Raw genomic sequence first — 13,269 nt, 5'->3', positions numbered from 1 at the left:
GTCCCGAGCCGCCTTGTGGCTGCACAGCGAGCCCCGAGACTTAGTACCTTTGTCCTATCAATCAGACACCATCATGCTCAGCGAAACACAAGCTCTCCGCCTCGGGCGTCTCTTGGCCGCCTCAGCAGCGCTCCCCCTTGCGGCCAGCGCACAGCCCGCCGCCCCTGGGGCGAAGGCCAAGCTCCCCACCACACGCCCCAACGTCCTCATCATCTACGCCGATGACCTCGGCTATGCCAACCTCGCCTGCTACGGTGCCCGGAATGTCAAGACGCCCCACATCGACCGCCTCGCCAGCCAAGGGCTACGCCTGACCAACGCCTACGCCGCAGCCGCCACTAGCACACCCTCGCGCTACGGCATGCTGACGGGGCAGTACGCTTGGCGTCGGGCGGGCACGGATGTCGCCCCAGGCAATGCGGGCATGATCATCCGCCCCGAGCAGTACACGATGGCCGACCTCTTCAAGGCCGCGGGCTACCGCACGGCGGCCTTCGGCAAGTGGCATCTGGGGCTGGGGGACAAGACGGGGACTCAGGACTGGAATGGCCTCGTCACGCCAGGGCTCGTGGATCTGGGCTTCGACGAGTCCTACATCATGGCGGCCACTGCCGACCGTGTGCCCTGCGTCTTCATGCACAACGGGCGCGTAGCGGACTACGACCCCACGGCGCCCATTGAGGTGAACTATCGTCAGAACTTCGCGGGCGAGCCCACAGGGCGTACCCATCCAGAGCTCCTCTATAACCTACGCTCCAGCCACGGGCACGACATGTCCATCGTCAACGGCATCGGCCGCATCGGCTATATGAAGGGCGGGGGTAAGGCGCTCTGGAAGGATGAGGACATCGCCGACTCCATCACGCGGCACGCCATCGACTTCATCCGTGAGCAGAGCCAGCGCGCGGAGCCCTTCTTCGTCTACCTCGCCACCAACGACGTGCATGTACCGCGCTTCCCCCACCCACGCTTCCGCGGGCAGAGCAGTATGGGGCTGCGTGGGGATGCCATCGTACAGTTCGACTGGTCGGTAGGGGAGGTGCTGCGTGCCCTGGATAGCCTCGGGATCGCGGATAATACCCTGGTAGTCCTCTCCAGCGATAATGGCGGCGTCATCGACGACGGCTATGACGACCGCGCCGAGGAGCTCCTAGGGGGGCACAACCCCTCGGGGCACTATCGCGGGTATAAGTACAGCGCCTTCGAGGGCGGTACGCGCATCCCGCCATCGTCCGCTGGCCGGGCGTCGTCCGTGCGGGGCGCAGCAGTGAGGCGCTGGTGACACAGGCCGACTGGCTGGCCTCCTTCGCCGCCCTACTCGGCATCCAGCTCCCCGCCGAGGCTGCCCCCGACAGCCGTGACCAGCTAGCCGTATGGCTCGGGCAGAGCCGTCGGAGCCGTCCCTGGATCCTACAGCAGGCGGCCGACAAGACGCTCGGCCTACGCGACGAGCGCTGGAAGTATATCGCCCCCTCGACGCACGGGCCGATGATCACCTGGGGGCCCAAGATCGAGACGGGCTACCTACCCACCCCGCAGCTCTACGACCTGAAGCACGACCCCGAGGAGCGGCACAATGTGGCCGACAAGCACCCCGAGCTCGTGCGACGCTTCCAGCAGCTCGAGCAGCGCATCCGTGCGGGCGAGGAGTAGCACGGGGATGAGGCGATTTGCCTCACTTTGCGCAGCTCTTTGGGGCTTAGGTCGGGGCAAACCTTAGCATTCTAACAGACCTGCGGCACGACCCGAGCCTCACCACAGGCCCGATGGGGCTCGGAGTGGGGGTATCCGTAAGTCTTTTAAGATCCTTAGCTCGAGCGGCTTAGGATGCGCCTTAACCCTACCTCCAGCGAATGTCTACGGTGCGTCGTCTGATGTATGTTTTTTTAATACCTTTGCTCTAGGAGTTTAGCCCCCGTGCGCCCTATGGGGTGCCGCGGGCTGAGCCCCGAAGTACAAGCCTATTATTCATCACTAAATATCTGCTCTTATGAAGAAGCACAATTTCTCCGCTGGACCCTCCATCCTGGACGAAAGCGTGATCAAGGATGCAGCTGCTGCCGTCCTTAACTATGCAGGCACTGGCCTGTCTATCCTCGAAGTCTCTCACCGTGGCAAGGAGTTCACCGCTACGATGGAGGAGGCACGCCGTCTGATGAAGGAGCTGCTCGATATCCCTGAGGGCTACGAAGTGCTCTTCCTCGGGGGCGGCGCCAGCCTTCAGTTCGCTCAGGTAGCCATGAACCTGCTGAAGACCAAGGCGGCCTACGTCGACTCTGGTACCTGGGCAAACAAGGCTGCCAAGGAAGCTAAGCTCTTCGGCGAAGTAGTCAGCTTCTCCTCCAAGGCCGACAACTACGTCTGGTACCCCAAGCCCTGGCTCACCGGTGAGGTGCCTAGCGACATCGACTACCTCCACCTGACGAGCAATAACACCGTCTACGGTACCGAGCTGCGCTACGATCCCGACGTCAAGGTCCGCCTCGTAGGGGACATGTCCTCCGACATCTTCACCCGTGAGGTAGATATCGCTAAGTACGACCTCATCTATGGCGGTGCGCAGAAGAACATCGCACCCGCAGGGGCTACCTTCGTCATCGTACGTCGCGACGCCCTCGGCCACGTAGATCGTCCACTGCCTACGATGCTCGACTACCGCACGCACGTCGACAAGGACTCGATGTACAACACGCCTCCTGTCTTCCCCGTATACGTCGCCCTGCAGACGATGAAGTGGTACAAGGAGCTCGGTGGGGTCAAGGTACTGGAGCAGATGAACCTCGAGAAGGCCGCCATCCTCTACGACGAGATCGACCGCAACCCCCTCTTCCGTGGTACGGTCAATACGGAGGACCGCTCGATCATGAACGTGTGCTTCGTCATGAGCGACGCCTACCAGGAGCTGGAGAAGGAGTTCTACGAATTCGCCTCCGCCCGCGGCTTCGTCAGCTTCAAGGGACACCGCTCTGTAGGCGGCTTCCGCGCTTCGCTCTACAACGCTATGCCTAAGAGCAGCGTTGAGTACTTCGTCCAGACGATGAAGGACTTCGAGCGCAAGGTCGCTAAGTAAGCCCCCCGCTACACTAAGGCACTACGCTCGGAGCTCCTCGCCACAGCGGGGGGCTCCGAGGCGCGGCTGCCTGCACCTATATCTATCCCACACGACACGCATCATCATTACATCAACACTATGTCTAGAGTCCTTATTGCCACCGAAAAGCCCTTTGCTGCCCCCGCCGTAGCAGGGATCAAGTCCATCCTCAGCGAGGCTGGCTTCGAGGTCGTCCTCCTCGAGAAGTACAGCGCCAAGAGCGAGCTGCTGGCTGCCGTCGCTGATGTCGACGCCATCATCATCCGCAGCGACATCATCGACCAGGAGGTCTTCGACGCCGCCCCCCAGCTCAAGATCGTCGTGCGTGCTGGCGCAGGCTACGACAACGTAGACCTCGAGGCAGCTACCGCCCATGGTGTCTGCGTCATGAACACCCCAGGGCAGAACGCCAATGCCGTGGCTGAGCTCGTCTTCGCCCTGCTGCTCTTCACCGTCCGCAACCGCTTCAACGGCGCCTCGGGCACGGAGCTCAAGGACAAGAAGCTGGGCCTGCTGGCCTACGGCAATACGGGGCGCAACGTCGCACGCATCGCCAAGGGTATCGGCATGGATATCTACGCCTACGACCCCTTCACGCCTGCCGAGGTCATGCAGCAGGAGGGCGTACACCCCGTAGCTAGCCAGCGCGAGCTCTTCTCCACCTGCGACATCGTCTCCCTGCACATCCCCGCCACGCCCGAGACCAAGGGCTCCATCGGCCGCGAGCTGGTCAGCCTGCTGCCCAAGAAGGGGATCCTCGTGAACACCGCCCGCAAGGAGATCATCAACGAGCCCGAGCTGCTCGAGCTGCTCAAGGAGCGTGAGGACCTGCGCTTCCTCTCCGACATCCGTCCCGCAGCCCACGAGGACTACGAGGCTGCCCTCGGTGAGCGCTACTTCTCCACGCCCAAGAAGATGGGTGCCCAGACGGCTGAGGCCAATACCAACGCTGGGCTGGCCGCTGCCCGACAGATCGTGGGCTTCATCAAGGAGGGCAACGAGCGCTTCCGTCTCAACAAGTAGTCGAGCCGCCGTCACACACCCCCTAGATACCTACAGCTATGGCGATCATCAAACCATTCAGGGGCATACGTCCCCCCCAGGAGCTCGTCGAGCGCGTCGCCTCTCGTCCCTACGACGTCCTCAACAGTGAGGAGGCTCGTGCCGAGGCCGAGGGCAACGAGATGTCCCTCTACCATATCATCCGCCCTGAGATCGACTTCCCCGTCGGCACGGATGAGCATGACGAGGCGGTCTATGCTAAGGCTGCTGAGAACTTCCGCCGATTCCGCGACAAGGGCTGGCTCGTCCAGGACCCCGAGGAGAACTACTACGTCTACGCCCAGACGATGAATGGGAAGACGCAGTACGGCCTCGTCGTCTGTGCTGCTGTCCAGGACTATATGACGGGCGTCATCAAGAAGCATGAGCTGACCCGCAAGGATAAGGAGGAGGACCGCATGAAGCACGTGCGCGTGAACAATGCCAATATCGAGCCAGTCTTCTTCGCCTACCCTGCCAAGGCTGAGATCAACGCCATCGTAGCCAAGTACACGGCCGCCAAGCCCGTCTACAGCTTCATCGCACCGCTGGACGGCTTCGGCCATGAGTTCTGGATCATCGATGATAAGAAGGACATCGCCCGCATCACGGAGCTCTTCGCCGAGATGCCCGCCCTCTACATCGCCGACGGTCACCACCGCTCTGCCGCTGCTGCCCTGGTCGGGGATGAGAAGCGTCGCCAGAACCCCAATCATCGTGGGGACGAGGAGTACAACTACTTCATGGCCGTGTGCTTCCCTGATGATCAGCTCACCATCATTGACTACAACCGCGTGGTCAAGGACCTCAATGGGCTGACTAAGGAGGAGCTGCTGAAGCGCCTCGAGGAGCACTTCATCGTCGAGGACAAGGGGACGGAGATCTACCACCCCGCAGCGCTGCACAACTTCTCCCTCTACCTCGGCGACCACTGGTACTCGCTGACGGCACGCCCCGGTACCTACGATGACCACGACCCCATCGGCGTGCTCGACGTCACGATCTCCTCCCAGCTCATCCTCGACGAACTGCTGGGCATCAAGGATCTGCGTACCGACAAGCGTATCGACTTCGTCGGTGGCATCCGTGGCCTCGGGGAGCTGAAGAAGCGCGTCGATAGCGGTGAGATGAAGCTCGCCCTAGCGCTCTACCCCGTCTCGATGAAGCAGCTGATCGACATCGCCGACAGTGGGGCGATCATGCCGCCCAAGACGACGTGGTTCGAGCCTAAGCTCCGCTCCGGTCTCATCATCCACGAGCTGGTCTAGCCGCTCGTCTCTCCCTTAGCGTAGCCCCTAGCACATCGCGGCTAGGGGCTACTACTTTTACTTCCCTACACCCCTTACCTCAATCTTACTACCATGAGCATACGCTCCTTGGCGCTGGCGCTGCTGGCGCTCGGCTTCGTCGGCTCCTGCGCCGACAGCCCTCGTCCCGAGAACGCTTCCCATCGCTTCGACCCGCGCCCCGCAGCAGAGGGCACGCTCCACCTCCGTATCTCCCCAGCACGCACCATACAGCTGCGGGGGCTTAGCCTGAGCGAAGACCCCATGCAGCAGATCACGCACCTGCGCTTCGTCTTCTACGGCGGGGCGAAGCAGGACGCCGTGACCCTCGTCCGTGAGCGGGAGATCCAGTCCGCGGCGGAGCTGGCGGACCTCGCCCTTCGCCTCCCCATCGGGGACTATCGGCTCATCGTCATCGCCAATCCCGTCCCCGCTCTCGTCTCGCTGACGCAGGAGGGCAGCCCGCTCACCGCCCTCAGTGAAGAGCTCGTCCTCACGACGACCCAGCTCTACGGGGAGCGCTCGGTGGAGACGCTGCCCATGCTCAATGCGCGCGGGGCGGTACAGGTGTCGAAGGCGCAGTTCGACCTCAGCGCCACGACCCAGGCCATCACCCTCGAGCCGCTGCTGGCACGCGTCCTGGTCTATGGCGATCCCGAGCTGCGTGCTGGGGCGAATAAGGGCAAGGCCGCCCCGAGCTATCTCCTGACGGCACAGCGCCGTCAGCTCATCCCGCTGCGCCCCCTGGGCCTCCTCCGGACGGGCGGCATGGAGCGCTATGACGACAGCTCCGATCCCAAGGACCGCTACCCCAAGGGGCCTCACTACGACAGCTGGGCGGTGAAGCCCCCGACGGAGCTCACGCCTTACTTCGCCTACTACAGCAGCGAGCACTATCTAGACCCCGAGCGCAGCTGGGCCAAGGCACCAGTGACCCTCGCGGCGGAGGCAGGCTGGCAGCGCCAGACACAGATCTATGCCAAGGAGAGCACGCTGCCGCCCTCCTGCTACCAGGCAGCCTTGGTGCCCACGGTCTGCTACCGCTACGCCTATATCCCGAGTGGCCTGACGCTCGGCGAGGAGGAGGGCTGGCTGAGCTTCCGCGGGCAGCGCTATAGCCAAAGTGCCTTCCTCAAGATGCTCAAGGATAAGAGCTTCCCCAGCGAAGCCCTGCGGGAGGCCGTAGAGCGGGCACAGCTCACCGAGGGCTCCTTCGCGAAGGCCTTCGAGCGGGAGGGGATCGCCTTCTACCACAAGGCGATGAACTACTACTACATCCCCATCCGCCACTACGACGATAGCGCCGCCCCGACGATGAGCTCGCTGGGGCGCTACGGGCTGGTGCGTGGGCACGAATATCAGATCAAGGTCACGCAGATCTCGGCCCCTGGGATGGCCGTGCCGCGTGCGCTCAGCGAGGAGCGTAGCCTACTGGTGGAGGAGCGTCTGCAGCACAGCGCCATCTCCGTCCAGTCCATCCTCGTCAATAGCAGCGAGGTCGAGCTCTAGAGCACTGCGGGCGGCCTCGGCAGCTTGCCGCACGCAGCACCTACCCCTCAAGCGCGACACGGGGCGGCACTCCCTTACCTGGGAGTGTCGCCCCGTCTTTATATACCCTCAGCCCGCCACGTGCGGGCGCTGCACGAGGCTACCTGACTTCTCTCCAGCTCCTAGCTGCTCGGCCTCATGCTGCTGAGGGATATCCCTCAGCGCGCCCACTGATACCCCTCGTGGCACTGACTGCCGTCCCTCAGCGCACTGACTGATATCCCTCACGGAGCCCCTCCCCCTAGGGGGGGGGGAGGAGGCGTAGGGGCTGGGGGAAGCGCCTCGGGCGGTGGAGCGAAGCACGAGGTAGAGGCGTCCGCGCTCCGTAATAAGGCGGTCAAGCATGTCTTGCGTCGTCTTACCCATGTTGTTGATCCCCTTGGTAATCTGCTCGAGCTTCTACCACGCCTTTAAGCGGCACTACGGCGTCACGCCCGCCGAGTACCGCAAGGACAGCCCCGCCTGCTAGCCCCACGCGGGGAGGCTACGGCTGCCCAAGGCTGCGCTCCGCTAGAGGCCTAGCGGGCGTCCATTGAGAGCTTTACCTAGCGTCTCGACAGCAAGGGACGAAGGGCTATGAGCCAAGGGGGGAGCGCCTCGCGAAGCCACTCGGATGAGCCCTCCGAGGGCGCCCACACTAAAGGGCGAGGCGAGGGCGTTAGATCCTTGTAATCCCTAGACGAAGGGCTATCAGCTGCACACTAGCGGCGTCTCTGTGCAGGAGCACCGTTTGTATGTAATTGATTATCTTTGTCTTCGATTCCCTGCTGACTACACCGGGGACTTGCCCGGGGACGCGCCCCGAGCAACTGATAGTATTAACGTATCTAAAGCTGGTATGACAAGAAACCAAAGACGCCTGCTATGCGCGTCTCTGTGTCTGATGGCTACGACCGTGAGCTCCTGGACTGCAGGCAGCCTCGCGGCACAGACTCAGACACCTCGCAAGGAGACGCGCACAGCAGCCGGGCAGCAGCACACCACCACTGGGGGTGAACATCTGTTGCTTGCCGACCGCCTCGAGATCAAGAACCGCCTGAAGACAGAGAAGCAGCGCCGAGCGTCTGCCCTGCGACAGGCAAAGGAGGAGCCCAACCTAGAGGCTCCCGCATCAGAGCTCTACGGAGAAGACTCCTGGGGCAGCTACGTCAATCCCTTCGCGGGGATGTCGGTGAACATCCCTGACCGTCAGGACATCGACCTACAGGAGTTCGTGATGCCGATTGACACCCGTCAGATCACCTCGAACTACGGCTACCGCCACAGCTTCGGCCGTATGCACTACGGCACCGACCTCAAGCTCAGTACGGGCGACACCGTACGCGCCGCCTTCTCGGGTAAGGTGCGCGTCAAGAGCTACGAGCCTGGGGGCTACGGCAACTACGTCGTGATCCGCCACCCCAACGGCCTAGAGACTGTCTACGGCCACATGAGCCGCTCCATCGTCCGTGAGGGTACCGTCCTCCGCGCCGGGGATCCCATAGGCCTCGGCGGCAGCACGGGGCGCAGCACAGGCCCACACCTGCACTTCGAAGCCCGCTTCATGGGCGTACCCATCGACCCCTCTGACCTCTTTGACTTCCAGGCAGGCGTCCCCCGCTTCGACGTCTTTGCCTTCGTCAAGGGCGCCTACCGCACGCCACGCTCCCACGCCATGGCTCGCGTCGCGGCCCGACCCAAGAAGGGCGGCAAGGCCAATGAGGACCAGTTCCGCACCCACCGTATCAAGAAGGGTGAGACGCTCAGCTCCATCGCTGCGCACTACGGGATCTCGGTCAAGCAGCTCACGGGTAAGAACGGGATGAGCGCCAAGTCTAAGCTCAGCATCGGGCGCACCCTGCGCATCCCGAGCTAAGCCCAAGGGCGCAGCCACCCAAGAGCATACACAGCCCCCTAGCCCTGCCCAGCGGCAGAGCAGGGGGCTGCCTCGTTAGCACCCCTACCCTAGTCCTAACTCCTTCACCCAGCGCCCCGCAGCGCCATTCCCCTATGCTTCACGACCTACTCCAGCGGCGCCGCGCGGTGCGCTACTTCGACCCCGAGCGCCCGCTCGACAGCGAGCGTGTACGCCGCCGCCTCGAGGAGGCTGCACTCGCCCCTACCAGCTCCAACATGCAGCTCTGGGAGTGCTACCACATCACCGACCCTGAGCTCATCGCACGGCTGGCGCCTGCGTGCTTCGACCAGAGTGCCGTCCGTACGGCCAGCCAGCTCGTGGCCTTCGCCATCACCCCGCAGCGCTGGCGTGCCCATGCCAAGGCGGTGCTGGCCTTCCAGCGTGAGGACCTCCCCCGCCACTTCCCCGAGGATAAGTGGCCGAAGTACCTAGCGCTGCAGGAGAACTACTACGGCAAGCTCATCCCGCTCCTCTACCGCCGCGGCTGGGGGCTGTGGGGACAGCTTCGCCGAGCCCTCTTCACCCTCGTCGGCCTCGTGCGCCCCGTCCCCCGCGAGACGACGGAGGCCGCCATGCGGACGGTGCTACACAAGAGCTGCGCCCTGGTGATCCAGAGCTTCCTGCTCGGGATGAGCGAGGAGGGCTACGACACCTGCCCGCTGGAGGGCTATGACAGCCGCCGTGTGGCACGCCTCCTGGGGCTGGAGCGCGGCAGTGAGCTGACGATGCTCATCGCCTGCGGCTACCGCAGCACGGAGCGCCCTGAGGGCGGCCGCTTCCGTCTCCCCTTCCACCAGCAGTATCACCGCATCGGCTCCTAGCCCTGTGGCGCGTGTATCTGCTTAGGTAGAAATAATGTACCTTTGTATGCTCGTCTCGTCTCCCCCACGACCAGCAGAGCTGTGGCAGACAGGTGGAGCAAGAGCACAAGACAAGTATCATAACCACAATAGAACAGTACGACAAAGTAAATGAGCAAGTACGTAGGGAATCTCATCCCCCACACCTTCTTCATCACGAAGGGTAGCGGCGAATCCGATCTCGAGCTGCACGCAGGCTCCTACCACATGGCGCTCCACGACGCTGGGATCTCGGACTTCAACATCATGGTCTACTCCTCGGTGCTGCCCGCCACGGCGCACATCGCATCGATGGACGAGATCGACCTGCCGCCCTTTGGCTCCGAGCTGAAGACCATCCTCGCCGTATCGCACGGTCAGCAGGACGAGTTCGTCTCCGCGGGTGTCGTCTACGCCTGGATGTATGCCGATGAGAACTTCGACAAGAAGGTCGGGGGACTCGTCTGCGAGGTAAGCGGTCGCTACCGTATCGAGGAGCTGGAGGCACGTCTGATCCGCGTGATCAACGACCTGCACCAGAAGACCTACGCGCACTACTACCTAGGTGAGCTGAACTTCGTCACCGAGGGGATCACGATCGAGAAGCGCTATGGGACGGCACTGGCTGGCCTCTGCTTCGTCGACTTCCAGCTGCCCGAGGTAGAGCCTGTAGAGCGCCACTTCTAGCATCATACGCTAGGGCTCCCCGAGCTGGGGAGCCTCTGAGGGACCGCCCTCGACAGCGCAGCCACGAGCTGCAGCGCTGTCGAGGGCGGTCCTTTTTTATCGCTATGGGGCGGCCGCCTCTGTGATGCGGCGAAGGGCGGAGGAGAGGGGAAAGAAGCGTAGGTACGGAGCTCGGCCGAGGCGGCAAAGTAGGTCGGTGAGGGCACAGAGCAGGCGGGCGAAGCGCTCCTGACAGAGGCTGCACGGGGAGGAGCCCTAAGGATAAGCGGGGCACCTCAGTGATGGCCTCGACAGCGCGGGGCTAGGGCGAAGGCGTACTACTTGGCGAGCCATTAGGAAGGGGCTCGAACTATAATGGGGCGAATTTGCCCCTGTGAGCGCCCTTTTATGGTCGCGGAGGGTGTGCTACCTTACCTTTGCGCCCGCTAGCAGCCGCTAGCACTCGATTACAAAGCACTTAACGCCAATCCGTAGATGTCCCAAGTTTACACGAGACAAGTACCCCTTAGGGTGCTGCTTACCCTTGGCCTCACCGCCCTCCCCCTCAGCCTTGCCGCCGAAGGGATAGATACCCTCGCCGCTCATCAGCTGGACGAAGTCATCGTCAGCGCCTACATCCCCCAGCGCCCCACCGCACTCACGGGCCTACAGCCCGCAGCGCAGAGCTGGCTCAGCCGCAAGGAGCTGAAGCGCTACCGCGTGCAGCAGCTCACCGACCTGACGAGCCGCGTCCCCAGCCTCTTCATCCCTGACTACGGCTCGCGCCGCAGTGCCGCCATCTACCTCCGTGGGAGCGGCGCGCGCAGCGTCGGCCAGACCATAGGCCTCTATATCGATGGGGTGCCCGTACTGAACAAGGCGGGCTTCAACCTCGAGCTCCCCGCCATCTCAGGTATCGAAGTCCTGCGCGGCCCTCAGGGCACGCTCTACGGACGCAATGCCCAGTCGGGGATCATCAACTACTACACGCGCTCGGCCTTCGAGCGCCCAGGCGGCGAGCTACGCCTCTCGATGGGCAGCCACGGCCTCTACCGCGCGAGCCTCGAGCAGAGCCTACGCCTCGGGGAGCGTTGGGGGCTTAGCTATGGGCTCATCGGGACGACCCGCCGCGGCTACTTCGACAACGTCACCACGGGGCGTGCGCAGGATAGCCTCCGCAGCCTCACGGGCTTCCTCAAGATCGAGTACCGCCCCACGGAGCGCCTACAGATGGCCCTCAGCGCGACGGGCGACTACGTAGATCAGGGAGCCTTCCCCTACCGCCAGGTGAGCCCCGAGGGCAAGGTCGCCCCGCTCAGCAGTGATGCCCCCGAGACCTACAGCCGCCGTTCGCTGGCGCTACGCTACCTCCTGAGCTACCAGTGGGAGCGCATGCAGCTGCAGTCTGCCACAGGCTACCAGTACCTATGGGACCAGACGGAGATGGATATGGACAAGACGGCCGCCGACCTCTACCACGTGCAGCAGCGGCTGCGCGAGCACGGCCTGACGCAGGAGCTGATCCTGCGCAGCCGTGGGGAGCACGAGGCAGCCTATCGCTGGACGCTGGGCCTTTTCGGCTACTACGACCCCAAGCAGCTGGAGGCGCCCGTACACTTCTCCTACCCAGGGATCAGCGGGCAGATCAACGGCGCCATCCGCGGTATGAAGGCCGCCCTAGCGCGTACCAACCCGCAGGCCGCGCGCCGTATGCCTGACCTCAGCTACGTCGATCCCCAGCGCCGTGGCGTGGTGAATACCAACTCCTTCGAGCAGCCCGAATGGGGGATCGCCCTCTACCACGAGAGCGCACTGCGCCTGCTGCCCCAGCTGACGCTCACCGCTGGGCTGCGCCTCGACTACGAGCATCACCAGCTGGACTACCGCATCGGAGGCTATCCTATGCCGCTGCAGATCACGACGCCTCGCGGTCCGCTCGCCATCACGCTCCCTGCGGGGAGCCTCGAGGGCAGGCAGCAGAGCGAGAGCTGGCAGCTGCTCCCGAAGTTCGCCCTACAGTGGACACCCCTGGAGGGACTTCAGGCCTTCGCCACCGTCACACGCGGGGCTAAGGCAGGCGGCTTCAACGAGCAGGGCTTCTCCGAGCTCATCGCCCAGGTGCAGCTGCAGGATGGCATGGCCATGAGCCCGGGCTCGGGCTCCCAGCCCTTCGACCGCTCCACGATCGCTGCACGCACCACCTACAGCCCCGAGACCAGCTGGAGCTACGAGCTGGGCGGCCGCTATGAGCGCCCCGAGACGGGCACACGCCTCGAGCTCTCGGCCTACCTGCAGCAGGTGCACGACCTGCAGCTCACGCGCTTCGTCGCCAGTGGTGCAGGCCGTGTGGTGGGCAATGCGGGCGCCTCCCAGGCTCTTGGGCTCGAGCTCAGTGCCTCACAGCGGATCTTCGCCCCTCTGACCGCACAGATCAGCTACAACTATACCGACGCACGCTTCACCGAGACGGCGGGCGCTGGGATCAAGGACAAGCACGTCCCCTTCATCCCGCAGCACAGCTTCAGCGCTATGCTCGCCTATAGCGAGGAGGTAGCGCGTGGGCTACGCCTCTTCTGGGAGGCCGAAGCCTCGGGCGTCGGCGCTATCTACTGGGACGAAGCCAATCAATACCGCGAGCCCATGCAGACCACGCTACGGGCACGCCTCGGGGCGGAGCATGGCCGCCTGAGCCTCGCCCTCTGGGCTAATAACCTCCTCAACCGCAGCTACCAGATCTTCTCCTACCGACTGATGGGGAGCAACTATGCTCAGCTGAGTGCGCCCCGCACCTTCGGCCTGGAGCTTGGGCTGCGCTTCTAAGCCTCCTCTACTCGCTCCCCTCACGGCTAGGCTGCACGCCCTGCCGTGGGGGGAGCGCCTTTTATGGATATCCCTCACGGC

Annotated in this window: 8 protein-coding genes and 1 pseudogene; all 9 read left to right on the top strand. The window is 63.6% G+C overall.

All coding sequences use genetic code 11. From position 1 onward, the window contains the following. The first annotated feature begins 73 nt into the window (after window positions 1-73). Window positions 74-1,653: pseudogene (locus J4862_RS08315) on the top strand (arylsulfatase). A gap of 337 nt (window positions 1,654-1,990) precedes the next feature. After that, a complete protein-coding gene (gene serC, locus J4862_RS08310) occupies window positions 1,991-3,070 on the top strand; it encodes a 3-phosphoserine/phosphohydroxythreonine transaminase (protein ID WP_211788635.1) in 1,080 nt (359 codons plus the stop codon). Between the two features lie 120 nt (window positions 3,071-3,190). After that, on the top strand, window positions 3,191-4,114 hold the full coding sequence (locus tag J4862_RS08305) for an NAD(P)-dependent oxidoreductase (protein ID WP_211788634.1): 924 nt from the start codon (window positions 3,191-3,193) through the stop codon (window positions 4,112-4,114). A gap of 38 nt (window positions 4,115-4,152) precedes the next feature. Then, entirely contained in the window at window positions 4,153-5,400 is a 1,248-nt protein-coding gene (locus J4862_RS08300) for a DUF1015 domain-containing protein (protein WP_211788633.1), read from the top strand. 93 nt (window positions 5,401-5,493) lie between these two features. Further along, a complete protein-coding gene (locus J4862_RS08295; protein WP_211788632.1) occupies window positions 5,494-6,927 on the top strand; it encodes a fimbria major subunit in 1,434 nt (477 codons plus the stop codon). A gap of 877 nt (window positions 6,928-7,804) precedes the next feature. After that, a complete protein-coding gene (locus J4862_RS08290; RefSeq protein ID WP_211788631.1) occupies window positions 7,805-8,821 on the top strand; it encodes a peptidoglycan DD-metalloendopeptidase family protein in 1,017 nt (338 codons plus the stop codon). Window positions 8,822-8,955: 134 nt separating this feature from the next. Beyond that, the gene (locus J4862_RS08285) at window positions 8,956-9,684 is read left to right on the top strand and encodes a nitroreductase family protein (protein WP_211788630.1); all 729 of its coding nucleotides are present in this window, start codon (window positions 8,956-8,958) and stop codon (window positions 9,682-9,684) included. 150 nt (window positions 9,685-9,834) lie between these two features. Further along, window positions 9,835-10,389 carry a pyruvoyl-dependent arginine decarboxylase gene (locus J4862_RS08280; protein ID WP_211788629.1) on the top strand — a complete coding sequence of 185 codons (555 nt, stop codon included), beginning with the start codon at window positions 9,835-9,837 and terminating at the stop codon, window positions 10,387-10,389. 474 nt (window positions 10,390-10,863) lie between these two features. Next, window positions 10,864-13,188, top strand: a complete 2,325-nt coding sequence (locus J4862_RS08275) for a TonB-dependent receptor (RefSeq protein ID WP_211788628.1) — start codon at window positions 10,864-10,866, stop codon at window positions 13,186-13,188. Window positions 13,189-13,269 lie beyond the last annotated feature (81 nt).

The organism is Porphyromonas sp. oral taxon 275, from assembly GCF_018127745.1.
Classification (GTDB): Bacteria; Bacteroidota; Bacteroidia; order Bacteroidales; family Porphyromonadaceae; genus Porphyromonas.
Note: the sequence above shows the minus strand (reverse complement) of the source record. Positions and strands in the feature narration are given on the sequence as shown.

Coding starts and splice junctions, on each gene's coding strand:
- serC (WP_211788635.1), top strand. CDS start 1,991: ATGAAGAAGCACAATTTCTCCGCTGGACCCTCCATCCTGGACGAAAGC.
- J4862_RS08305 (WP_211788634.1), top strand. CDS start 3,191: ATGTCTAGAGTCCTTATTGCCACCGAAAAGCCCTTTGCTGCCCCCGCC.
- J4862_RS08300 (WP_211788633.1), top strand. CDS start 4,153: ATGGCGATCATCAAACCATTCAGGGGCATACGTCCCCCCCAGGAGCTC.
- J4862_RS08295 (WP_211788632.1), top strand. CDS start 5,494: ATGAGCATACGCTCCTTGGCGCTGGCGCTGCTGGCGCTCGGCTTCGTC.
- J4862_RS08290 (WP_211788631.1), top strand. CDS start 7,805: ATGACAAGAAACCAAAGACGCCTGCTATGCGCGTCTCTGTGTCTGATG.
- J4862_RS08285 (WP_211788630.1), top strand. CDS start 8,956: ATGCTTCACGACCTACTCCAGCGGCGCCGCGCGGTGCGCTACTTCGAC.
- J4862_RS08280 (WP_211788629.1), top strand. CDS start 9,835: ATGAGCAAGTACGTAGGGAATCTCATCCCCCACACCTTCTTCATCACG.
- J4862_RS08275 (WP_211788628.1), top strand. CDS start 10,864: ATGTCCCAAGTTTACACGAGACAAGTACCCCTTAGGGTGCTGCTTACC.